The 21,330-nt window shown below is 64.3% G+C and carries 22 protein-coding genes and 1 pseudogene; 16 read left to right on the top strand and 7 right to left on the bottom strand.

Features of this window, described 5'->3' with window-relative positions:
- The first annotated feature begins 85 nt into the window (after positions 1-85).
- The 3 genes from ACTYOL_RS10890 (at position 86) to ACTYOL_RS10880 (ending at position 3,552) form a co-directional block, all read left to right on the top strand.
- Positions 86-1,705, top strand: a complete 1,620-nt coding sequence (locus ACTYOL_RS10890) for an NADP-dependent glyceraldehyde-3-phosphate dehydrogenase (RefSeq protein ID WP_054893947.1) — start codon at positions 86-88, stop codon at positions 1,703-1,705.
- 100 nt (positions 1,706-1,805) lie between these two features.
- Positions 1,806-2,273 (top strand): VOC family protein, encoded by a 468-nt coding sequence (locus tag ACTYOL_RS10885; RefSeq protein ID WP_063544492.1) that lies wholly within the window; start codon positions 1,806-1,808, stop codon positions 2,271-2,273.
- A 91-nt stretch (positions 2,274-2,364) separates the two neighbouring features.
- A complete protein-coding gene (locus ACTYOL_RS10880) occupies positions 2,365-3,552 on the top strand; it encodes a hypothetical protein (RefSeq protein WP_054893945.1) in 1,188 nt (395 codons plus the stop codon).
- A gap of 47 nt (positions 3,553-3,599) precedes the next feature.
- Here ACTYOL_RS10880 and yiaY read toward each other — a convergent pair whose 3' ends face one another.
- From yiaY to ACTYOL_RS10865, 3 genes are all read right to left on the bottom strand, one after another.
- Positions 3,600-4,748 carry an L-threonine dehydrogenase gene (yiaY, locus tag ACTYOL_RS10875; RefSeq protein WP_063544488.1) on the bottom strand — a complete coding sequence of 383 codons (1,149 nt, stop codon included), beginning with the start codon at positions 4,746-4,748 and terminating at the stop codon, positions 3,600-3,602.
- Positions 4,749-4,883: 135 nt separating this feature from the next.
- Positions 4,884-6,446, bottom strand: a complete 1,563-nt coding sequence (gene ilvA / locus ACTYOL_RS10870; protein WP_416766653.1) for a threonine ammonia-lyase, biosynthetic — start codon at positions 6,444-6,446, stop codon at positions 4,884-4,886.
- 195 nt (positions 6,447-6,641) lie between these two features.
- Complete coding sequence (locus ACTYOL_RS10865) at positions 6,642-7,076, bottom strand: PACE efflux transporter (protein ID WP_054893942.1); 435 nt, start codon at positions 7,074-7,076, stop codon at positions 6,642-6,644.
- A gap of 150 nt (positions 7,077-7,226) precedes the next feature.
- On the opposite strand from ACTYOL_RS10865, the gene ACTYOL_RS10860 reads away from it, so the two are divergent.
- Entirely contained in the window at positions 7,227-8,417 is a 1,191-nt protein-coding gene (locus ACTYOL_RS10860; protein WP_444757908.1) for an MFS transporter, read from the top strand.
- On the opposite strand, the gene ACTYOL_RS10855 is transcribed toward ACTYOL_RS10860, so the two are convergent.
- Entirely contained in the window at positions 8,367-9,422 is a 1,056-nt protein-coding gene (locus ACTYOL_RS10855) for an alpha/beta hydrolase family protein (protein WP_153774936.1), read from the bottom strand. The genes ACTYOL_RS10860 and ACTYOL_RS10855 overlap by 51 nt on opposite strands.
- 130 nt (positions 9,423-9,552) lie before the next feature.
- Positions 9,553-10,164 carry an FMN-dependent NADH-azoreductase gene (locus ACTYOL_RS10850; protein ID WP_197889526.1) on the bottom strand — a complete coding sequence of 204 codons (612 nt, stop codon included), beginning with the start codon at positions 10,162-10,164 and terminating at the stop codon, positions 9,553-9,555.
- Between the two features lie 133 nt (positions 10,165-10,297).
- Here ACTYOL_RS10850 and ACTYOL_RS10845 point away from each other — a divergent pair, with 133 nt between their 5' ends.
- Both ACTYOL_RS10845 and ACTYOL_RS10840 read left to right on the top strand, forming a co-directional pair.
- Positions 10,298-11,200: a LysR substrate-binding domain-containing protein gene (locus ACTYOL_RS10845; protein WP_153774906.1), complete on the top strand. Its 903-nt coding sequence runs from the start codon at positions 10,298-10,300 to the stop codon at positions 11,198-11,200.
- Positions 11,193-11,555, top strand: a complete 363-nt coding sequence (locus ACTYOL_RS10840; RefSeq protein WP_054893937.1) for an MmcQ/YjbR family DNA-binding protein — start codon at positions 11,193-11,195, stop codon at positions 11,553-11,555. The genes ACTYOL_RS10845 and ACTYOL_RS10840 overlap by 8 nt, the downstream gene beginning before the upstream one ends.
- 18 nt (positions 11,556-11,573) lie before the next feature.
- Here the strand turns inward: ACTYOL_RS10840 and ACTYOL_RS10835 are convergent, their stop codons facing one another.
- Together ACTYOL_RS10835 and ACTYOL_RS10830 are read right to left on the bottom strand one after the other, a co-directional pair.
- On the bottom strand, positions 11,574-12,008 hold the full coding sequence (locus ACTYOL_RS10835) for a DUF1294 domain-containing protein (protein WP_444757907.1): 435 nt from the start codon (positions 12,006-12,008) through the stop codon (positions 11,574-11,576).
- Entirely contained in the window at positions 12,008-12,838 is an 831-nt protein-coding gene (locus ACTYOL_RS10830; protein ID WP_153774905.1) for an undecaprenyl-diphosphate phosphatase, read from the bottom strand. Before ACTYOL_RS10830 ends, ACTYOL_RS10835 begins: the two co-directional genes overlap by 1 nt.
- Positions 12,839-13,039: 201 nt before the next feature.
- Between ACTYOL_RS10830 and ACTYOL_RS10825 the strand changes: the two are divergent.
- The 10 genes and pseudogenes from ACTYOL_RS10825 to ACTYOL_RS10780 all read left to right on the top strand — a co-directional run.
- Positions 13,040-13,909 (top strand): annotated as a pseudogene (locus ACTYOL_RS10825) (cache domain-containing protein); the annotation flags it as partial.
- A gap of 138 nt (positions 13,910-14,047) precedes the next feature.
- Positions 14,048-14,782, top strand: coding sequence for a methyl-accepting chemotaxis protein (locus tag ACTYOL_RS10820; protein ID WP_371926329.1), 735 nt, complete (start codon positions 14,048-14,050; stop codon positions 14,780-14,782).
- A 95-nt stretch (positions 14,783-14,877) separates the two neighbouring features.
- The gene (gene pnuC, locus ACTYOL_RS10815) at positions 14,878-15,444 is read left to right on the top strand and encodes a nicotinamide riboside transporter PnuC (protein ID WP_054893933.1); all 567 of its coding nucleotides are present in this window, start codon (positions 14,878-14,880) and stop codon (positions 15,442-15,444) included.
- Positions 15,441-15,962 (top strand): AAA family ATPase, encoded by a 522-nt coding sequence (locus ACTYOL_RS10810; protein ID WP_444757906.1) that lies wholly within the window; start codon positions 15,441-15,443, stop codon positions 15,960-15,962. The genes pnuC and ACTYOL_RS10810 overlap by 4 nt, the downstream gene beginning before the upstream one ends.
- Before the next feature lie 331 nt (positions 15,963-16,293).
- Positions 16,294-16,746 (top strand): hypothetical protein, encoded by a 453-nt coding sequence (locus tag ACTYOL_RS10805; RefSeq protein ID WP_063544474.1) that lies wholly within the window; start codon positions 16,294-16,296, stop codon positions 16,744-16,746.
- 2 nt (positions 16,747-16,748) lie between these two features.
- The gene (locus tag ACTYOL_RS10800) at positions 16,749-17,330 is read left to right on the top strand and encodes an adhesin (protein ID WP_197889522.1); all 582 of its coding nucleotides are present in this window, start codon (positions 16,749-16,751) and stop codon (positions 17,328-17,330) included.
- 51 nt (positions 17,331-17,381) lie between these two features.
- Complete coding sequence (locus tag ACTYOL_RS10795) at positions 17,382-18,347, top strand: heme utilization protein (RefSeq protein ID WP_065863468.1); 966 nt, start codon at positions 17,382-17,384, stop codon at positions 18,345-18,347.
- Positions 18,348-18,407: 60 nt separating this feature from the next.
- Positions 18,408-19,088, top strand: coding sequence for a C39 family peptidase (locus ACTYOL_RS10790; protein WP_054893929.1), 681 nt, complete (start codon positions 18,408-18,410; stop codon positions 19,086-19,088).
- A gap of 35 nt (positions 19,089-19,123) precedes the next feature.
- Entirely contained in the window at positions 19,124-19,870 is a 747-nt protein-coding gene (locus ACTYOL_RS10785; protein ID WP_054893928.1) for a hypothetical protein, read from the top strand.
- A 46-nt stretch (positions 19,871-19,916) separates the two neighbouring features.
- On the top strand, positions 19,917-21,197 hold the full coding sequence (locus tag ACTYOL_RS10780) for a transporter (protein WP_054893927.1): 1,281 nt from the start codon (positions 19,917-19,919) through the stop codon (positions 21,195-21,197).
- The last annotated feature ends 133 nt before the right edge of the window (positions 21,198-21,330 follow it).

The raw sequence follows: 21,330 nt of genomic DNA, 5'->3' as shown, positions 1-21,330 counted from the left end.
CAACCAGACTGGAATATTTCCGACAGCAGGTGCATGCTCGGCTGAAGCGTTTCACCTGATCAGCTAAAAGTGAGGTGCAGTACCCATGGACCGTCTGCTCGATTCGCTGTTTCCCACCCCAGAAGACATCCCCGAGGCCTGGCGCCTGGGCGAGCCACTGGAGCAACGCGACTATCTGGTGGCAGGGCAGCTCAGGCGCTGGGACGGGCCGCTGGCCACGGTGCGCAGCCCGGTGTGGCTCAAGGAGGGCGATCAGGAACGCCAAGTCATCCTCGGCAGCGCGCCGCTGCTCGACGCCGACACCGCCCTCACCGCCCTCGATGCCGCGGTGCAAGCCTACGACAAGGGCCGCGGCGTGTGGCCGAACATGCGTGTGGCCGAACGTATCCAGCATGTCGAAGCCTTCCTGGCGCGCATGCGCGAACAACGCAGCGCCGTGGTCAAGCTGCTGATGTGGGAGATCGGCAAGAACCTCAAAGACTCGGAAAAGGAGTTCGACCGCACCTGCGACTACATCGTCGATACCATCAACGCCCTCAAGGACCTGGATCGACGTTCCAGCCGCTTCGAGCTGGAACAGGGCACACTCGGCCAGATCCGCCGCGCACCACTGGGCGTGGCGCTGTGCATGGGGCCGTACAACTATCCGCTCAACGAGACCTTCACCACGCTGATCCCGGCGCTGATCATGGGCAACACCGTGGTGTTCAAGCCGGCCAAGTTCGGTGTGCTGCTGATCCGCCCCCTGCTCGAAGCCTTCCGCGACAGCTTCCCGCCAGGAGTGATCAACGTCATCTATGGTCGCGGCCGCGAGACGGTCAGCGCTCTGATGGCCAGCGGCAAGGTCGATGTGTTCGCCTTCATCGGCACGCACAAGGCCGCCAGCGACCTGAAAAAGCTCCATCCGCGCCCACACCGCCTGCGTGCGGCGCTGGGCCTGGATGCCAAGAATCCGGGGATCGTGCTGCCCGAGGTGGACCTGGACAACGCAGTCGATGAAGCCTTGACCGGCGCCCTGTCGTTCAACGGCCAGCGCTGCACGGCACTGAAGATCCTGTTCGTGCACGAGGATGTGGTCGAGCCGTTCCTCGAGAAATTCCAGCGCAAGCTGGCGGCACTCAAGCCAGGCATGCCCTGGGAACCCGGCGTTGCACTGACGCCGCTGCCGGAGCCGGGCAAGGTCGACTACCTCGACGGCCTGGTCGCCGACGCGCAGGCGCACGGCGCGAAAATCCTCAACCCGGGCGGCGGCCAGAGCCGGGGGTCGTTCTTCTACCCCGCCCTGCTGTACCCGGTAGCGCCGTCGATGCGCGTCTATCACGAAGAGCAGTTCGGCCCGCTGGTGCCGGTGGTGCCCTACCGCGACCTGCAGACGGTGATCGACTATGTGCTCGACTCCGACTACGGCCAGCAACTGAGCCTGTTCGGCAACGACCCGCAGACCGTCGGTGCGTTGGTCGACACCTTCGCCAACCAGGTCGGGCGCATCAACCTCAACGCCCAGTGCCAGCGCGGCCCGGACACCTATCCGTTCAACGGCCGCAAGAACAGCGCCGAAGGGACCTTGTCGGTGCATGACGCGCTGCGGGTATTCTCGATCCGTACCCTGGTGGCCACCAAGTTCCAGGAATCCAACAAGACGCTGATCAGCGAGATCATCCGCAATCGCCAGTCCAGCTTCCTGACCACCGACTACATCTTCTAGCCAGCGGCCGCTTAATCGGAAAACGGCATTTGCGCATTCGTCGAAACTGTACAAATATACAGTTTCGACGAATGACCACCTTCCACAGGAGGTATGCGCAATGCCAGCCAAACCCATCCCCGAAGGCCAGCACAGCATCACGCCCTATCTGGGTATCAAGGATGCCGCCAAGGCCATCGCCTTCTACAAGCAAGCCTTTGGCGCCGTCGAGATGTTTCGCCTCGACGGCCCCGACGGTCGCGTCGGTCATGCCGAGCTGAAAATCGGTGACTCCTCGCTGATGCTCGCCGACCCCTGCGACATGGACGGTGGCCTCACCGCCAGCCAGTCGCTGCCAGGGGCTGCCATCGGCTTGCACCTGTATGTCGAGGACTGCGACAAGGTCTATGCACAGGCCGTCGCTGCCGGCGCCACGCCACTGCGAGAGGTGCAGGACCAGTTCTATGGTGATCGCAGCGGCACCTTGAAAGACCCCTTCGGCAACCTCTGGTTCGTGTCCACCCACAAGGAAGACCTGAGCCCCGAAGAGATCCACGCCCGCGCAGCCAAGCTGTTCGGCGGCAACTGAGCGGGCGACGAGTCGCAAGCCGCACGCTTGAAGTTGAAAGCGCCGCGGCTTTGCTTGAAGCTTGAGGCTTGTAGCTCGGAGCTGCTATTGAATGCGAATCATCGAAAAGAACGGCGCGCAGGTGCGCACCCTCACCCCGGCCGAAGAAGAACTGCTGGCCGGGTTTGCCAGTGCCACGCTGGTTGGCCCGCGCCTGCTGCAAGCCAACCAGTGGCTGATGAAGGTGCGCAGTGCCAACCAATGGCTGGCCTGCGATTGCCGCAAGGATGCCCTGCCGGTGCTCAATGTCAGCCTCAACGGCAACACTGGCACCTTGTTCCTGCGCAATAACCCCGACACCCCGGAGCATGCTCCCGGCTGCCCTTTCACCAAGGACGAGCGCGAAGCCATGGAGCGCAGCGAGGACGTACCGCCGCCCGCCGCCTGGCTGCCACCAGACACGCCGCTGCGTCTGCTCGGCGACTTCCACCGCGCCACCACGGGTAACGGAATCGGCGGTGAGGCCGGGGAGCGCCGCGAGCAACAGCGCCTGCTGTCGCTGCTGCTGACCTGGATCGAGGCCAGCGGCCTGAACGTCTACGCCACGCACCTGAAAAAGGACCTGACCGCGCAGTTCGCCGAACTGCGCGGCGTCGCTGGCCGCTATCCGCTGCTCGAGCGGGTCCCGGCGAGCAACTACCTGGAAACACGCCTGGACATGAAGCACATGATGATGCTCAAGGCGCGCCTGCGTGAATCCACCGTATTCGGCAACCACCGCCGCCACGGTCTGTTGCTGGACTGCGTCGAGCAGATCAAGGGGCGCAAGCTGCTCAATGCCCGCAGCGAGGACGGTTTCGACTTCCAGGGCCATCACTTGCTCTGGGGCGGCAGCAAGACCGGCGGCCCGCTGCTGGCCCTGGCGCTGTACTCGCCCGCCACTGCCGGCAGCCACTACTACGAACTGATCCATGTCGCCAGCGTACCGGTGCTGTCACGCGTGCACTTGTTCCCGGTATACCGTGACGAGGAGCGCGAACCGCTGAAAGCCCTGGTCTCGCTGATCGACTGGATGGCGGGCAAGGGGGTCAAAGTGCTGATGCGCCGCCCGGTGATCGGCGGCGAGGTGATGGACGAGCTGGTACTGACTTCCGACCAGGACCGCGTGCTGTCGGTGTCGCTGCTGGAAAAGCCGCTCGGCCCGGAGCCCGACACGGAAAACTTCAAGCGCTACGCAGACTTCAAGAGCCCGGAAACCTTCCGCAAGTACGTGGCGGGGTTCTTCATGCGTGAGCGCTGAAGCGCGGCCTTGTGCTGCTTGCCAAGGCCGTCTATTCCTTGAGTCAACTAGAACGCCGCCTCGAAAATCGCTTCGATCTCCCCCTGGCTGGCAGTGCGCGGATTGGTCAGCCCACAGGCATCCTTCAACGCATTGGCCGCCAACACCGGCACATCTTCGCGCTTGGCCCCCAGCTCTGCCAGGCCGGAAGGGATCCCTACCGCCACGGCCAGATGCTCGATCGCCGAAATCGCCGCCCCCGCGCCCTGCTCTGCCGTCAGCCCACACACCTTCACACCCATGGCCTTGGCCACATCGCGCAGACGCGCGGCGCTGACCTGGGCATTGAAGCGTTGCACATGCGGCAGCAACACCGCGTTGCAGACCCCATGCGGCAGGTCGTAGTAGCCACCGAGCTGATGCGCCATGGCATGTACATAACCCAGCGAAGCATTGTTGAAGGCCATGCCGGCGAGGAACTGGGCGTACGCCATGTTCTCCCGGGCTTGCAAGTCCTGGCCGTCGGCAACCGCCTGGCGCAGGTTGTCGTTGATCAACGTGATGGCCTTGAGTGCGCAGGCGTCGGTGATCGGGTTGGCGGCCGTGGAGACATACGCCTCGATGGCGTGGGTCAGCGCATCCATGCCGGTGGCGGCGGTCAGGCCCTTGGGCATGCCGACCATCAGTGCCGGGTCGTTGACAGACAGGATCGGCGTGACATTGCGGTCGACGATGGCCATTTTCACGTGGCGCGATTCGTCGGTGATGATGCAGAAACGCGTCATCTCGCTGGCCGTACCGGCCGTGGTGTTGATGGCGATCAGTGGCAATTGCGGCTTGGCCGAACGGTCCACGCCTTCGTAGTCGCGAATATGCCCGCCGTTGGTTGCGCACAGAGCGATGCCCTTGGCGCAGTCATGGGGCGAGCCGCCACCGAGCGAGATCACACAGTCGCAGCGTTCGCGCTGCAACAGTGCCAGGCCCGCCTCGACGTTGGCGATGCTCGGGTTGGGCTTGGCGCCGTCGAAGATCGCCGAGTCGATGTCGCGCTCGGCCAGTAGCCCGGCGATACGCTTGGCGACCCCGGCCCTGGACAGGCCTTCGTCAGTCACGATCAACGCCTTGCGCAAGCCGTAGCCGGCAATCGCCGCCATGGCTTCGTCCAGGCAATCGAGGCCCATGATGTTGACGGGTGGAATGAAGAAGGTGCTGCTCATGGCCGAGATCCTCTCAGGTTGTTGTCTGTCTACCCTCGAGGATCTGCCCTAACTGCTGGACGAACGTTGATCCAGGACAAGCCGCCGTGACTGAACGGTCGACATCGCAGGCATTCCGCGATGAGCGGCACTCGTTTACCCCAGAAACAACCGATACGCCGGATTGTCCGTCTCATCCCAGTAGCGATAGCCCATGGCCTGCAGCGCGTGGGGCATGAGGGCCTGTTCGTCGGCTGGCACCTCCAGCGCAGCGAATACCCGTGCCTCGGCAGCGCCATGGTTACGGTAGTGGAACAGGCTGATGTTCCAGTTCTGGCCCAGGCGCTCGAGAAAGCCCAGCAACGCACCTGGGCGTTCGGGGAACTCGAAGCGCAGCACCCGCTCGTCGGCGCTCGGCGCAGCATGGCCGCCGACGGTGTGGCGCACATGCAGCTTGGCCAGTTCGTTGTCGGTCAGGTCGAGTACCTCATAGCCCTGGGCCCGCAAGCTGTCCAGCAGGCCCTCGCGCGGGTCGTGCTGCGGATGGGTTTGCACGCCGACGAACAGCCGGGCTTCCTTGCCAGGGTGGTAGCGGTAGTTGAACTCGGTCACCTGGCGCTTGCCCAGGGCCTGGCAGAACGCGCGAAAGCTCCCCGGCCGCTCAGGGATGGTGACCGCGATCACCGCCTCACGCTGCTCACCGAGTTCGGCACGTTCGGCCACATGGCGCAGGCGGTCGAAATTGATGTTGGCCCCGGAGTCGATGGCGACCAGGGTCTGCCCACGGACGGCGTCTCGCGCCACGTACTTCTTGATGCCGGCCACGGCCAGCGCGCCGGAAGGCTCGGTGATCGAGCGGGTATCGTCGTAGATGTCCTTGATCGCCGCGCACAGCTCATCGCTGCTGACGGTGATCACTTCATCGACGAAATGCCGGCACAACTCGAAGCAATGGGCACCGACCTGGGCCACCGCCACGCCGTCGGCAAAGGTGCCGACCTGCGCCAGTACCACCCGCTCGCCAGCGGCCAGCGCGGCCTGCAGGCAGTTGGAGTCCTCGGGCTCGACACCGATCACCTTGACCTGCGGACGCAAGTACTTCACGTAGGCGGCGATCCCCGCGATCAAACCTCCGCCACCGACCGGGACGAAGATCGCATCCAGGGCGCCCGGGTGCTGGCGCAGGATCTCCATGGCCACGGTGCCCTGCCCGGCGATCACGTCGGGATCGTCGAACGGCGGCACGAACGTCGCGCCCTGGCGGTCGGCCAGTTGCAGCGCATGGGCCAAGGCATGGGGGAAGCTTTCGCCATGCAGCACCACGTTGCCGCCGCGCGAGCGCACACCGGCGATCTTCAGTTCAGGGGTGGTGGTGGGCATGACGATGGTCGCCGTCATGCCCAGGTGCGCTGCGGCCAGCGCCACGCCCTGGGCATGGTTGCCGGCGGAAGCGGTGATCACGCCACGCTCGCGCTGGACCTGGGACAGGCGCGACAGCCGGGTATAGGCACCGCGGATCTTGAACGAGAAGGTCGGTTGCAGGTCTTCGCGCTTGAGCAACACCTGGTTGCCGAGGCTGGTGGACAGCGCCGGGGCCGCCTGCAGCGGGGTTTCGATGGCCAGGTCGTACACGGGCGCTGCAAGAATGCGCCGCACCTGCTCCGACAGCAGTTGCTGGGGCGTGACGGGGGAACGGGGGCTGACGCTCAGATTGCTCATCGATGACTCCTGGGGTTTGCAGATGCCCAGGAGTCGAGAAGAAAAAACCCGCCTCCAGGGCGGGTTTCGGTGCCAGTGCGCGCTAGCCCGCCAATCCGATAATGGCGGTAATAATAATCAGGCCGAAGGTGCGCACAGGCGAGTAGGTATTCATGGAGTAGGAACTTATCCCGCCAAACCGTAGGAAGTCAACATTCAGCAACGCGCCTGTTGCTGTGCCGACAGCGGCACGTCGAAGACCTTGTCAAAGCCCCACTGGAAGACGAAGGCATAGACGAAGAAGAACACGAACAGGGCCAGGTTGGTGAGCAACGCGCTCCACAGGCTGATATCCAGCCAGAACGCCACCAGCGGCAGCAGGATCAGCACCAGCCCACCCTCGAAGCCCAGCGCATGCAGCAAGCGGCGGAACCAGGTACGGGTACGCTGCGCCTGGCGTGCTTCCCAGCGCTCGAAGGCCCAGTTGTAGCCCATGTTCCAGCTCATGGCGATGCCCGACATCAGGATCGAGAGTATCGTCGAATGGGCCATGCCGGCGTCGAACATCAGCGACAGCGCAGGCGCCACGCACGCCACGGCGATGACTTCGTAGAGAATGGCCTGGACGACCTTGCGGGCCTTGCCTTGCATGGGGCACTCCTTGGCGGAAACGGAAGGAGACGGTACGCCGGTTCAGGCACCGGTTCAAGCACAGGAATCGTGTGGAAAAATCGTTAGGCTGCTTTCTTTTATCCCTCCAGCCAGCCATGATTGCTGCACCGCCCGCCCGCGAACACCGCCATGACCGCCCCAGCCCCAACGCCTGTCAGCACCACCGCCCTGACCCTGCAGATCCTTTCGATCGTCTTCTACACCTTCGTCGCCTTCCTGTGCATCGGCCTGCCCATCGCGGTGCTGCCCGGCCATGTACACGACCAGTTGGGCATGGGTGCGGTGATCGCCGGCCTGACCATCGGCTTGCAATACCTCGCCACCTTGCTCAGCAGGCCCTTCGCCGGTCGCGTGGCCGATAGCCTGGGCGGCAAGCAGGCGATTCGCTATGGGCTGTATGGCATTGCCGGTTGCGGCGTGCTGACCCTGCTGTCGGCCTGGTCCCTCGCCCTGCCCTCGCTGAGCCTGGCGTTGCTGCTGGCCGGGCGTGTGCTGCTGGGGGTCGCCCAAGGCCTGATCGGCGTCGCCACGCTGAGCTGGGGCATCGGCCAGGTCGGTGCCGAGCACACCGCCCGGGTGATCTCCTGGAACGGCATCGCCTCCTATGGCGCCATCGCCATCGGCGCGCCCGCCGGGGTGGTGATGGTCGGCCAACTGAGCTTCGTTGCCCTCGGTCCGGCCTTGCTGGTGATGGCGCTGCTGGCCCTGTGGGTGCTGCGCGGCCGCCCGGACGTAGTAGTGGTGCGCGGTGAGCGCCTGCCCTTCTGGTCCGCCTTTGGCCGCGTTGCACCCTACGGCATGGGGCTGACACTGGCGTCGATCGGCTACGGCACCCTGACCACCTTCGTCACCCTCTACTACCTGGAGCAAGGCTGGGTCGGCGCGGCCTGGTGCCTGAGCGCCTTCGGCCTGTGCTTCATCGTCTCGCGGCTGTTGTTCGTCAACGCGGTCAACCGCTTCGGCGGCTATAACGTGGCGATCGCGTGCATGGCCACCGAAGTGCTGGGGCTGACCCTGCTGTGGCTGGCGCCTGCACCGGGATGGGCTTTGGTTGGGGCGGGGCTCACCGGCTTTGGCTTGTCGCTGGTGTATCCAGCGCTGGGCGTGGAGGCGATCAGGCAGGTGCCCAGCGCCAGCCGGGGCGCGGGGCTCGGGGCCTACGCGGTGTTCTTCGACCTGGCATTGGGCCTGGCCGGCCCGGTAATGGGCGCGGTAGCCGTGCACCTGGGGTACGCGTCGATCTTCTGCGTGGCAGCGCTGCTGGCGCTGTCAGGGGTGGGTCTGGTCCTGCTGCTGGCCCGCCGCGCCGACCGCCGCTGAACGCTCGGCGGGCTCCGGGGCTCCCAGCGCCTGGCTGAAGAACGCCGCAGCCTCGCTCTGCAGGCCCCGGTGCACCTGGCGACGGTCGATGCCGTCGGCATCCTTGCACAGCACCGCCATGCGCTGGCGCTGTTCGTCGTCGCAGGGTGCCATGAACACGAAATGCCCAGCGCCAGACAACAGACGGTAGTCGGGCGTGACCGGCAACTTGCGCGCCAGGGCGCTGGCGTTGCGGTCGACTGCAAGCAACTGGTCCTGGTCGCCGCTGTAGATCAGTGCGGGCACATGCACGCCAGCCAGGGCATGGCGGCCAAACATCAGGCTCAACGGCGCCATCAGCATCACCGCACCGACACGCGGGTCGGACTGCGGGGTCAACTCGCTGCGGTCGGCGATCAACACGCCATGGGTCTTGCAGGCATCGGCATCCATCGGCCGTTCCAGGCAATAGTTGCGCAGTCGCTCAAGGTCTGGCTGGGCGCCCGACAGGATCAATGCGGTCTCCCCGCCTGCCGAGTAGCCGATCACGCCAACCTTGCCCTGGCTGAGGTAGGGGCTGAGCAGGTGATCCGCACGCGCAGCGGTGATCGCGGCGCTGACCTGCAAGGGGCGGCCGTAGAGGTTGCTGAGCTTGCCCAGCCGACTGTGATCACGAAGGTTGTCGCCCGGGTGGGTGACGGCCACCACCACGAAGCCCTGGCGGGCCAGCGAGGTCGCCAGGTCGTGCAACGCCACCGGGGTGCCGGTATTGCCATGGGAGACTACCAGCAGCGGGAACTGGCCCATGGCGACCGGCGCCTCTTCGGCCACCCGCAGGGTGTAGCCTTCGATGCGCGTAGGCCGCGCCGGGCTGCTGCTGGGATAGAACACCAGGGCCTGCATGGGCTGGGCATCCACCGGGTCGGCAAGCGTGAGGCGATGCAGGCCGGCCACCCAAGGTGAAGCCTCGGCACGGGCCAGCAGGCCGCCGAGCAGGAGCAACGTCAACAGGGCACGGGTTTTCATCGCGAGCGTCTCTCCCCTCGAGGCGGACGAGTAGCATAAGCATAGAAGCTACGCGATGGACGACAGATGAAACATCCATGAAAAAGCCGGCTGTCGCACAAGGCGACAGCCGGCTTTTTCGGGGTTCGGATCAGGCTGCGGCGAACAGCTCGTTGGCAATCTGCGCCTGGGCAGCGTCGATGGCCTTGCTGCGATGCTCAGGGCCATACGCCAGGCCGTGGGCGCGGACGATTTCCAGGTCGGTGATGCCGATGAAGCCCAGGAACACCTTGAGGAAGTCTTCATGGCCGACGCCGCTTGGCTGGCCCTGGTGCAGGCCACCGGCAGTGGACACCAGCACGACTTTCTTGTCGCCGCACAGGCCTTCCGGGCCCGCTTCGGTGTAGCGGAAGGTCTGACCGGCGACGGCCACGCGATCGATCCAGGCCTTGAGCTGGGTCGGCACGGTGAAATTGTACATCGGAGCACCGATCACCACGGCGTCGGCGGCGAGGAACTCGGCCAGGGTTTCGGCACTCAGGCGGGCTTCGTGGGCCAGGGCGGCGTCACGGGCTTCTTCGGGGGTGCCGGCGGCAACCAGGGTCGCGGCCGAGAAGTGGCTGATGGCATCGGCAGCGAGGTCGCGGTAGATGACTTCGACGCCAGGATCGGCGGCCTTCCAGGCATCGACCACTTCGCGGCTCAACTGGCGGGAGGCGGAATTGTCGCCCAGGATGCTCGAATCGATGTGCAACAGTTTCATGGGACTCTCCTGTGAATGAAGACCGCGGCGGTGGGCGATCACGATGGAGAGAATCCTACACAGACGACGAATAGCTGATTAGTCGGCAAAAATGCGTTAGTTTGTTCCACTGATGGAACAGTGAGATATCCATATGCAAGACCTCAACGACCTCTTCTACTTCGCCCGAGTGGTCGAGGCCGGTGGCTTCGCCGCCGCCGGACGCCAGTTGGGCATCCCCAAGTCGCGCCTGTCGCGGCGTATCGCCGAACTCGAGGAGCGCCTGGGCACGCGCCTGCTGCAGCGCACGACCCGGCAACTGAAGCTGACCGCCGTCGGTGAACGTTACCTGCACCACTGCCAGGCCATGCTGCTGGAGGCCGAGATGGCCGACGAAGCCGTCGCCAGCATGACCAGCGAGCCGCGTGGACGCCTGCGGGTGTCTAGCCCGGTAGCCCTGGCACATGCCTTTTTACCCGACATCATCAGCCGTTTTCTCGCCCAGTACCCGCTGGTCCAACTGGAGATGGTGCTGCTCAATCGCCGTGTCGACCTGATCGCCGAGGGTATCGATGTGGCGCTGCGGGTGCGCGACCTGGGGGACGAGGACCCGGCCCTGGCCACCCGCCGCCTGCGCCAGGCGCAGATGTACCTGGTGGCAGCACCTGGATTCGCCGACGGGCTCGAGCACCCGTCGCAATTGGTGGGGCTGCCGGTGCTGGGAGCGGCGGATGCCGATCGCCTGGTGCACTTTCGCCTCATCGGGCCTGGCGGTGAGGAGCAGGAGATCGCCCTGGAACCGCGCCTGACCATCGATGACTTCGTTGTGCGCAAGGCCTCGGCCCGTGCAGGCCTGGGCTTCACCGCCCTGCCAAGCAACTATTGCGAAGAAGAACTGCAAAGCGGTGAACTGGTGCACCTGCTGCCGGAGTGGTCACTGCCAGGGGGTTACCTGCAGGCAGTGTATCCGCACCGACGTGGTGTGTTGCCTGCGGTGCGGGTATGGATCGATCACCTGGCGGCCTCGTTCGAGGCCTGTGGAGAGCGTTATGTCTGAACGACGCATGAGCCCCGAGCAGGTGGCAGCGTTCTGCCTGAGCCTGCCCGGCGCGCGGGAGGATTACAAATGGGGCGGAATCCGGGTGTTCTCGGTGGCCGGCAACAAGATGTTCGCCGTGCTTGACCTGCCGGGAGCAGGCTTGATGTTCAAGGTCGCCGACGAGCTGTTTCTCGGTTATTGCGACCGTCCCGGCGTACGGCCGGCGCCTTATCTGGCGAGGGCGCGCTGGATCAGCATGCTGCCTCCCTACCCCATGGGCCGGGAGGAACTGACCGATCTGCTGCAGCGTTCGCACCAGCTGGTGGTGCGACGCTTGCCCAAGCGCTTGCAGGTGGGCTTGTTGGCGGATTGAGGATTGCGCAGCGCTCGCTCAGCCCATCAATCCCAGCCAGCGCCCACCCAGCACCAGGCGATCCAGCCAGAACACCTGGTGCAACGCGACGATTGCCCAGAACACCATCTGGTACGACAGCTTGCGGGTCTTGTGCCGGAACAGTTGCTGCGCCAGCAAGGCCCCCGGCCAACCACCGAGCAACTCACTGGCGTGGAGGATTTTCTCGGGCGTACGCCAGGCCTGGGTGCGGGCTTGCCGCTTGTCCTGCCAGTACAACACCAGGCAGATCAGACTGGCCGCCGGATACAGCGCCAGGGGCAGCCAGGACTGGCCGCTCCAGGCCATCTGCGCCACCCCCACGCCCGGTAGCAGGCACAAGACCAGCAGCACCAGCAACTTCAGGCGCAGGTTGCGCACGCCCTCGCCTGCCTGGCCAGCGTCGCGCCGCCCGGCACTTTGCCCGCGTGCCATCAGCCGTGCGCCGTGGCCCAGTCAACCCAGCCGAACTGCCAGGTCGCCAGGATCAGCAAGCCGAAGGCAATGCGGTACCAGGCAAAGACCGCGTAGCTGTGGTTGGCGATGAACTTGAGCAACGCACGCACCGCGATCATGGCGAAGATGAACGACACCACGAAGCCGATGGCGAACACCGGCAGGTCGGCCGGCTGGAACAGGTCGCGGTACTTGTAGCCCGAATACACCGCGGCACCGACCATGGTCGGCATCGCCAGGAAGAACGAGAACTCGGTCGCGGCCTTGCGCGACAGGCCGAACAGCAGGCCGCCGATGATGGTCGAGCCCGAACGCGAGGTCCCCGGGATCATCGCCAGGCACTGCACCAGGCCAACCTTCAGTGCATGGGACCAACGCATGTCATCGACATGGTCGACCTCGATACGGTGATCGCGGCGCTCGGCCCAGAGCATGATGAAGCCACCCACCACCAACGCCACCGCCACGGTGATCGGGTTGAACAGGTACTCATGGATCAGGTCGGCGAACAGTACGCCAAGCACTACCGCCGGCATGAAGGCGATCAGCAGATTGGCCGTGAAGCGCCGGGCCCTGGGCTGGCTCGACAGGCCGAATACCACTTCGAAAATCTTGCTGCGAAACTCCCACACCACCGCCAGGATCGCGCCCAGCTGAATGATGATGTTGAACGCCATCGCGCGCTCACCGCCAAAATCGATCAGGTCGGCCACGATGATCTGGTGGCCGGTACTGGAAATCGGCAGGAACTCGGTCAAGCCCTCGACGATACCCAGGATGATTGCCTGGAAGGCACTCCAAAAATCCATCAACTCCCCCAATGGACACTGCTCCTGGCAGCACCCTAGTTCTTTTCGATTACAAATATTCACCGCACGCGCGGCGACGCGTGTTTTACAGCCTTCGTTAGTCACAACACCAGCGAAAAAGTGCGCGGCGGCTAAAGGTTTCATCTTGCGCGGCCGAAATCCTATCAGAGGCCCCGCACGAAGGCTTGCGCGGGATGCAACATGGATTGTCGAGCCCGGCACTTAGCCGTTGGTCGACTGGGTTGCCGGCATCCGGTCATGGTTGGATGCTGCTCATATAAAAAGAACAAGACATGGAGTGACCTTTTGATGAAGACCTTGAGATCGATGTCGATCAGCCGTCGTCTGTGGCTGATCCTGCTCGTGGCCGTCGCCATGCTGTTGGTCCTGGGGCTGCTGATGCTGCGCCAGATCCATGGCGACCTGTACCAGGCCAAGGCGCAGAAGACCCAGCACGTGGTCGAGACTGCCGTGGGCGTGCTCGCCTACTACCAGGGGCTGGAGGCCGCCGGCAGCCTCGATCGGCAAAGCGCCCAGCAGCAGGCGCTACAGGTGGTGCGCAGCCTGCGCTACGACAAGGATGACTATTTCTGGATCAACGACCTGCAACCGAAGATGGTCATGCATCCGGTCAACGCCAAGCTCGATGGCCAGGACCTGTCGGCGATCCGCGATCCTGACGGCTTTGCCGTGTTCAACGAGATGGTGACCCTGGCCAAGGCCCAGGGCGCAGGTCCGGTCAACTACCGCTGGCCCAAGCCCGGCGCCAGCGAGCCGGTGGCCAAGACCTCCTATATAGAACTGTTCAAACCCTGGGGCTGGATCATCGGCTCGGGGGTCTACGTCGACGACGTCCAGGACGAATTCGCCCGCCAGGTCCGCGAGGCCTCGCTGGTCGGGCTGGTCATTGCCCTGGTGATGGGGCTGGTGGTGTGGCTGATCGCCCGCAGCATCGCCCGTCCGCTGCACGAGGCGGTGCAGGCCATGGGCAACATCGCCAGTGGCGAGAGCGACCTGACCCGCCGCCTGGACACCCACGGACGCGACGAAATCACCCACCTGGGCGAGTACTTCAACCGCTTCAACGGCAAGCTGCAGGGCGTGGTCGGCCAGTTGCAGGGCACAGCCCATGCCTTGGCCCAGTCTGCCGGGCACGTCGGCGACAACGCCGGCAGCGCCCAGCAGCGCAGTGCCCAGCAATCATTGCAGATGGACCAGGTGGCCACGGCGGTCAACGAGGTCACCTACGCGGTGCAGGATGTGGCGAAGAACGCCGAGCAGGCGGCCGTGGAAATGCGCGCCGCGCAGCAGCAGGTCGGTCAGGGCCAGCAGGCGATCCATGGCAGCCTGCAGCAGATCGACCGGTTGTCGGCGACCATCGATCAGGCTCAGGGCGTGATCCGCGACCTGGCCGGGCACAGCACCAAGATTGGTGGCGTACTGGAAGTGATCCGCTCGATCGCCGAGCAGACCAACCTGCTGGCCCTCAACGCCGCCATCGAGGCCGCCCGCGCTGGCGAGCAGGGCCGCGGCTTTGCCGTAGTCGCCGACGAGGTACGCCTGCTGGCCCAGCGCACGGCGCAGTCCACTGCCGAGATCCAGACCATGATCGAGCATCTGCAGGGCCAGTCGGATGCCGCCGTCCGGGCCATCGACACCAGTAGCGAAGCATCGCGCCAGACCGTCGAACAGGCCCGCGACGCCGGCACCAGCCTTGCAGCCATCGAACAGGCACTGCATACCCTGGCAGCGCTGAACACCTCGATCGCCAGCGCCACCCTGCAGCAGTCCCATGTGGTCGAGGAAATCAACCGCAACGTGCTCGACACCGCGGGCCTTTCGCAACAGACCGCCGAGGCGGCGCGCCAATCCAGCGATGCCGGTGTTGCCCTGGCCCGCCTGAGCGAGGAGCTCGAGCAGTTGCTGCGTCAATTCAGAGTCTGACCTCCAGGGGGCGCTACGGCGCCCCTTGTTGCAGAGATTCACCTTCCCCTGCCCTCAAGCTACAATCGCGCCCTTTCCCTTCCGAAGGATCGCCGATGTCCGGCCTCGAACTCTTCGCCGCCGCGCTCGGCGTCATCGCCGTCTGGCTCACGGTCAGGCAGAACATCTGGTGCTGGCCGATCGGCCTGGTGATGGTGCTGCTCTACAGCTGGATCTTCTACGACGTGAAGCTGTATTCGGACATGCTCCTGCAAGTGGTCTATGCCGTGCTCAACCTCTATGGCTGGTGGCAATGGACGCGGCCGGACCGCGTCGAGGACGCGCGCCGGGTATCACGCCTGGACACTGCCACGGTGCTGCGCGGACTGGGCTTGGGCCTGCTGGCGAGCGCCGCCCTGGGGGCCGCCATGGCCCACTGGACCGACGCCGCCCAACCCTGGCTGGATGCAGCGCTGACCGGGTTCAGTCTGGTCGCGCAGGTGTGGATGGCACAAAAACGCCTGCAATGCTGGGCGTTGTGGTTCGTGGTCGATGTGATCTTCGTCGGACTGTTCCTGTACAAGGGCTTGTACCTGACCGCCGCGTTGTACGCCCTGTTCACCCTGATCGCCGTGCGCGGTTGGCTGGAGTGGCGGCGCGATCCGGCGCTGGCCGGCGCATGAAGGTCCTGGTCCTGTGCGGCCCTGAATCCAGTGGCAAGAGCTGGCTCAGTGGCGAGATCCAGCACCGTTTCGGTGGCATCACCGTCGGCGAATACGTACGCCATTTCATCGACACCGAGCAGCGCGATACCTGCTACGCCGATATCCCGGCCATCGCCCGCGGGCAGTTGGCCTGGGAAGACCAGGCGCGGGCAGCCTTGCCTTCGCTGCTGATCCTCGATACCCACCTGCTGAGCAACATGTTGTGGAGCCGCGTGTTGTTCGGCGACTGCCCTGCGTGGCTGGAACAAGCGCTGCTGGCCAGGCACTACGACCTGCACCTGCTGCTCAGTCCCGAGGGCGTGGAGTGGATCGGCGATGGCCAGCGCTGCCAGCCGCGGCTTGAGGAGCGCCAGGCGTTCTTCGATGACAGCCTGCACTGGCTACAACAGCATCGCCAGCCACTGCGGGTGATTGACGGGGACTGGCAGCAGCGCCGGGATGACGCGCTGGCGGCGGTGGCCGAACTCCTGGGGTGAGCCCAGCCAGGCCCCTCAGCATGGCCGGACTGTTAACTCACTGATACACCCAATCGCCATCAAACCCCTATTGCCGGGGCCTTCCCCACACTTTCGGGTGAACTGTCACAGCACTGATACACCCCCTCCGCACCCCGCCAGATCGCCCGTGCTTCGGCCCTTGACGGGCGGCGACCCGGCACCTTGTATCAACGCTGATACAGCAGAAAACCGGCACTGCCCCCACCCTCGCACAACCCACTGATAAATCGGCAAAAAGCAAAACCGGCACGGCTTTCGCTCTCTGTTCTGGCAACGCTCAAAGGCCAGCGCACAGAAAGGGAGCACCGCCGTGGGGAACCAGCACAACACACTGCCTGCACTGCTCGTTCTGGCTTGCCTTGCCGCCACATCGATTGCACCGCCGGTCTTCGCTGGCGGCAACGGGGTGATCGTCCTCAACCGCGATGTCCAGCCGCGTCAGGCTGATCGTCGAACCGGCACGCCAGACCCCTACCCGACCACCGCCAACACCAACGAGTCGGCACGCATCCAGGCCCAGACCAACAACGAACTGACCGATGGCGACTTCGCCAGCGTCGCCAGCGGTTCGACCGTCAGCCGCATCTTCCAGCCCGACAACTCCGGCAATCTGCGCGGCATGGGCACCGCCCAGTCGCAATTGCCCGGCATGCCCGGCGGTTCCGGTGCAGGGGCGTCCGGCGCCAACAGCATCTCCAACACGGTCAACCAGAACGTTCAGCGCGGCATGGCGCCGCTGCAGATCCTGACCCGGGGCCAATGATCATGCAGACCCTCAACCTCTCCCTGCTGTGCCTGGCCCTGGGCTGCAGCGCCAGCGCTTTCGCCGGCTCCCCTGTGGTCGACAACGCCACCCTCGACGCCAGTGGCCGCGCCTACCAGGGCAACCTCAACATCAACCAGGCCGCGGGTGACGCCCTGCAACAGGCCAACGTGAAAGCCATCGCCATCGGCACCGAAGGCAAGGCCAGCACGCAGATCCGCCAACGCAGCGACTTTCGCGCCAACAGTGCGCTCGACGCCCACGCCAGCATCAATGGCAATGCTTTCAGCAACGGCAACGGCATGCTGGGCATCAACCAATCGGCGGGCGCCGCCACGCAGCAGGCCAACGCGGTGCGCATCAGCATCAGCGCAATTGCACAGAGCATCGACGACAGCATTCTCAGCCAGCAGAACGTCTCGCTGGCCAACAGCTCCGACGCAACTGATCACACACCCGGCAGTCGCCAGGTCACGACCAGTGACCAGGCCTTCACCGGCAGCCGTGGCGTGATCCAGTTGAATCAGAGCGCCGGGGTGGGCAACCGAATGGCCAACACCCTGAGCGTCCGGGTCGCGGATTGACCCGATCAGCAACACAACACTTAACAACGAAAATATAAGCGGAGAAACACCATGAAACCAAAAATGGCACTCAAGCCTCTGGTATTCGCCCTCGCTGCGGTCATGGCAGTTGCTGCACAAGCCGGCGGCCGTGGCAACGACAACCACGGCGGCCACAACAACGGCCATAACAACAACGAAAGCCTGCTGCTGTCCCTGCTGGTGAACGCCGGTTCTGCCGCCACCGTTCTGGACACCCAGAGCAACTCCGGCAACCGCGTGCTGAACCAGGGCACCCGTAACGATGCCCGCATGGACAACTCGGCCAACGGCTCCCAAGGCAACCTGGGTGCCAACGTTGCCGCAGGCAGCGGCAACCAGCAGGACAACGTTGCCGCGATCGCCACCGCCGATGAGAACTTCATCTTCGGCAGTGCCGTGGCCATGGCCCAGGCCACCCAGACCAACGCCGGCAACACCGTCAAGAACTACTCCACCTCCAACAACGCCAACCTCACCGGTTCGGCCAATGGCAGCTCCGGCAACATCGGTATCAACGTGACCGCCGGGGACTTCAACCAACAGAAAAACAACATGGCCATCGCCGTGTCCGGCGGCCGTGTCGCTGCCGCCACCGGTGCAGCCAACCAGAACGTCGGCGGCCTGAACGTCACCAACAAGGCCGACCGTACCTACAGCAAGGAAACCCTCACCTCCACCTTCGCTGCCTACGGCCACTACCAAGGCAATGGTTACGGCTACGTCGAAGACGAAAGCAGCCGCGATCGCCATGGCAACACCCATGTCGACAAGGACCCGCTGAAGTTCCACGAAGAAGGCACCTTCGGCCTGGCCGGCGTTGCCTCCTATCAGGTCCTGACCCCCACCGGCTGGCGCAACCCTGTGACCAACAACGCCAACCTGAGCAACTCGCTCAATGGCGTGTCGGGCAACGTTGGCGCCAACGTCTCGGCCGGCAGCGGCAACCAGCAGACCAACTCGCTGTCCATCGCCGCAGGTTGCAAAGCCTGCATGTAACAGCAGCCGATCGGGGCCCTTCGGGGCCCCTTTCCCTGTCTCTACCCGGTGGAGAAGGTCATGCGCATTGTCCTGCTTGCCACACTCATGTTCCTGGCCGGTCTCGTAGAAGCGGCACAGATGCCGATTGCCGCCTTGCCAGGCGGCACCCTCGTCTACAAGCCGGTGCAGAGCCTGCGTGAGCGGCGCTTCGCCGACCTTGTGCAACAGAAGACCGATTTCAGCTGCGGCGCCGCCGCCCTGGCCACCGTCCTCAAGCAGGCCTACTGGCTCGACGTGGACGAACACCAGGTCATCGAAGGCATGCTCGCCCATTCCGACCAGGACACCGTCAAGGTGCAGGGTTTCTCCATGCTCGACATGAAGCGCTACGTCGAAAGCATCGGCATGCGCGCCCGGGGCTATCGGGTCGAACCCGACACCCTGGAAAAGGTGAGCATTCCGGTGATCGTGCTGATGGACATCCGTGGCTACAAGCACTTCGTGGTGCTGCAGCGCATCGACAAGGGCTGGGCCTATATCGGCGACCCTGTCCTGGGCCACAAACGCTACAAATTCGATGATTTCCTCAAAGGCTGGAACGGCATCATCTTCGCCGTCATCGGCCCCGGCTACGACAAGGCCAACGCCCTGCTCGACCCGCCGGCACCTCTGACCGCGAAGAACCGCGTCAACGGTTTCTATCCGGTAGAAGACGCGCAACTGATGGAGTTCGGTTTCATCCAGAGCGATTTCTTCTGACGATTACAAGGGGCACGAAGTCCCGGGGAGCAGCGATGAAGACTACCACCTGGCTGGTCGCAGCATGCCTGGCTGCCAGCCTCCCCGCCCACGCCCAGGTGTTCAAGCCCATCGAGGTCAAGGACCAGGAGCTTGCCCAACTGCGTGGGAAGTACGTGATGCCGGGACGGATCATCAGTTTCGGTGTCGTCATGAGCAGCACCTGGCAGAACGCCGCCGGTGATCGCATCGGCGCCACGACGACCCTGCAGGTCCAGCAGAACGTGATCAAACCGCAGTTCTACGTGTCGATGACCGGCGAGAACGGCTCGGGCAACGCCCCTGGCCGCGGCAATGGCCTGGTCAACGGCGGCGCAGGCCTGGTCAACACCACCCAGGGCGTGACCCAGTCGGTGCGCGCGGCCGGCGACAACAACAGCGCCTATAACGATGTCGCCATCAATGTCCGCGAGGCCAGCCAGGTCGCTGATGCCGGCGTACCGCAAGGCCAGGTCCTGGCCGCAGGCACCACCCTGAGCACCAGCAACAACGCCGGTACGCTCAGCGTCTCGAACAGTGGCAGCGGGATCCAGATGGCCATCCAGGCCAACAACAATCAAGGGCAAAGCCTGCAACGCCTGGCCGATGGTGGGCTGCTCCAGGCCACCACCTTGCTGGGCGGCAGCAACGCCGTCAGCAACCTGACACAGCTCAATGTGGTGCTGCGCGACAACCTGCCTTCGGCAGGTGCGCTGAACTGCAATCTTGATCAACTCAAGGGCCTTCGTGTTTCAGGATATTGATCTACGCTTCGTCTCAATCATCGCAGTTGGAAGGGACGGCTAACTTATGCATCGATCGTTGTCATTGGGGGCAGTTGTCTGCCTGGGGACCTTGGTACCATCGTCACTGCTTTATGCAGCCAGTGACCCTCAGGTAGACGCGCTGAAAGCCGAACTGGCTGCGCTCAAGCAGCGCTACGAAGCGCAGCAACAGGCGCTGATGGTGCTCGAACAGCGCGTTCGCCAGGTCGAAGAGCAACCCGCCGCCCCACCCCCCAAGCGCCTGACCCGCTCGCCGGCCTCCGAGCCGCGCAACAACCAGGCGATCGCCGCATCCGGCGGCAGCGGTTCATCCTATGGCGAGTCGCTCAAGGATGATTCGGAGCCGGCGCAGAGTGTGTCCAACCTCTACGACGAAGCCAGTGGCTTCTTCGGTGGCGGCAAGTTCAGCGTCGAGACCGGCATTACCTATGCCCGCTACGACACCCGCCAACTGATCCTCAACGGCTTCCTGGCGCTGGACTCGATCTTCCTGGGCAACATCAACCTGGACCGGATCAAGGCCGACAACTGGACGCTCGACCTCACCGCGCGCTACAACCTCGACAACCGCTGGCAGTTCGACGTAAACGTGCCGATCGTCTACCGCGAGTCGACCTACCAGTCCGGGGGTGTCGGCGGTAACGCCCAGGGCATTTCCGAACGCACCATCACCCGCGACCCAACCCTTGGCGACGTCAACTTCGGCGTCGCCTACAAGTTCCTCGACGAGTCGGAGAACACCCCGGATGCGGTGTTCAGCGTGCGGGTCAAGGCACCGACCGGCAAGGATCCGTTCGGTATCAAGCTGCTGCGCGACACCGAGAACGACAGCCTCAGCTACCCAGAAGACCTGCCCACCGGCAACGGTGTCTGGTCGATCACCCCAGGCATCTCGCTGGTCAAGACCTTCGACCCGGCAGTGCTGTTCGGCAGCCTGTCGTACACCCACACCTTCGAGGATTCGTTCAGCGACGTCAGCTCGACGATCAACCAGAAAGTACCGGGCAAGGTGAAGATCGGCGACAGCTTCCAGATCGGTGCAGGCGTGGCCTTCGCCCTCAACGAGAAGATGTCGATGTCGTTCTCGGTCTCGGACCTGATCGCCCGGCGCTCGCGGATCAAGTCCGCGGAAACCGGCGACAGCTGGGCCGACGTCAAGAGCAGCGATGCCAACGCCGCCTACTTCAACGTCGGCATGACCCTCGCGGCCACCGACAACCTGACCATAGTGCCGAACCTGTCGATCGGCTTGACCGACGATGCACCGGACTTCACCTTCAGCCTGAAATTCCCCTACTACTTCTGATCCATCCAGCCCGGGGGCGCCTCGCGCCCCTGCACTTCAATTGGTAACCAACCTTGTCGCGTCCGGCCTTCCCGTGAGGGGGCTGTTATGATGCAACACATTTTTGTGACTGTTTCATGGCAAGGAAGGACGT

The organism is Pseudomonas sp. A014, from assembly GCF_052378495.1.
Classification (GTDB): Bacteria; Pseudomonadota; Gammaproteobacteria; order Pseudomonadales; family Pseudomonadaceae; genus Aquipseudomonas; species Aquipseudomonas machongensis.
Note: the sequence above shows the minus strand (reverse complement) of the source record. Positions and strands in the feature narration are given on the sequence as shown.

Excerpts from the sequence above, each read along its gene's own strand:
- ACTYOL_RS10845 (WP_153774906.1), top strand. The coding sequence starts at position 10,298 with ATGCAAGACCTCAACGACCTCTTCTACTTCGCCCGAGTGGTCGAGGCC.
- ACTYOL_RS10890 (WP_054893947.1), top strand. The coding sequence starts at position 86 with ATGGACCGTCTGCTCGATTCGCTGTTTCCCACCCCAGAAGACATCCCC.
- ilvA (WP_416766653.1), bottom strand. The coding sequence starts at position 6,446 with ATGAGCAATCTGAGCGTCAGCCCCCGTTCCCCCGTCACGCCCCAGCAA.
- ACTYOL_RS10820 (WP_371926329.1), top strand. The coding sequence starts at position 14,048 with ATGGACCAGGTGGCCACGGCGGTCAACGAGGTCACCTACGCGGTGCAG.
- ACTYOL_RS10885 (WP_063544492.1), top strand. The coding sequence starts at position 1,806 with ATGCCAGCCAAACCCATCCCCGAAGGCCAGCACAGCATCACGCCCTAT.
- ACTYOL_RS10850 (WP_197889526.1), bottom strand. The coding sequence starts at position 10,164 with ATGAAACTGTTGCACATCGATTCGAGCATCCTGGGCGACAATTCCGCC.
- ACTYOL_RS10855 (WP_153774936.1), bottom strand. The coding sequence starts at position 9,422 with ATGAAAACCCGTGCCCTGTTGACGTTGCTCCTGCTCGGCGGCCTGCTG.
- ACTYOL_RS10785 (WP_054893928.1), top strand. The coding sequence starts at position 19,124 with ATGAAGACTACCACCTGGCTGGTCGCAGCATGCCTGGCTGCCAGCCTC.
- ACTYOL_RS10795 (WP_065863468.1), top strand. The coding sequence starts at position 17,382 with ATGAAACCAAAAATGGCACTCAAGCCTCTGGTATTCGCCCTCGCTGCG.
- ACTYOL_RS10835 (WP_444757907.1), bottom strand. The coding sequence starts at position 12,008 with ATGGCACGCGGGCAAAGTGCCGGGCGGCGCGACGCTGGCCAGGCAGGC.
- yiaY (WP_063544488.1), bottom strand. The coding sequence starts at position 4,748 with ATGAGCAGCACCTTCTTCATTCCACCCGTCAACATCATGGGCCTCGAT.
- ACTYOL_RS10790 (WP_054893929.1), top strand. The coding sequence starts at position 18,408 with ATGCGCATTGTCCTGCTTGCCACACTCATGTTCCTGGCCGGTCTCGTA.
- ACTYOL_RS10780 (WP_054893927.1), top strand. The coding sequence starts at position 19,917 with ATGCATCGATCGTTGTCATTGGGGGCAGTTGTCTGCCTGGGGACCTTG.
- ACTYOL_RS10800 (WP_197889522.1), top strand. The coding sequence starts at position 16,749 with ATGCAGACCCTCAACCTCTCCCTGCTGTGCCTGGCCCTGGGCTGCAGC.
- pnuC (WP_054893933.1), top strand. The coding sequence starts at position 14,878 with ATGTCCGGCCTCGAACTCTTCGCCGCCGCGCTCGGCGTCATCGCCGTC.
- ACTYOL_RS10810 (WP_444757906.1), top strand. The coding sequence starts at position 15,441 with ATGAAGGTCCTGGTCCTGTGCGGCCCTGAATCCAGTGGCAAGAGCTGG.
- ACTYOL_RS10840 (WP_054893937.1), top strand. The coding sequence starts at position 11,193 with ATGTCTGAACGACGCATGAGCCCCGAGCAGGTGGCAGCGTTCTGCCTG.
- ACTYOL_RS10830 (WP_153774905.1), bottom strand. The coding sequence starts at position 12,838 with ATGGATTTTTGGAGTGCCTTCCAGGCAATCATCCTGGGTATCGTCGAG.
- ACTYOL_RS10865 (WP_054893942.1), bottom strand. The coding sequence starts at position 7,076 with ATGCAAGGCAAGGCCCGCAAGGTCGTCCAGGCCATTCTCTACGAAGTC.
- ACTYOL_RS10880 (WP_054893945.1), top strand. The coding sequence starts at position 2,365 with ATGCGAATCATCGAAAAGAACGGCGCGCAGGTGCGCACCCTCACCCCG.
- ACTYOL_RS10860 (WP_444757908.1), top strand. The coding sequence starts at position 7,227 with ATGACCGCCCCAGCCCCAACGCCTGTCAGCACCACCGCCCTGACCCTG.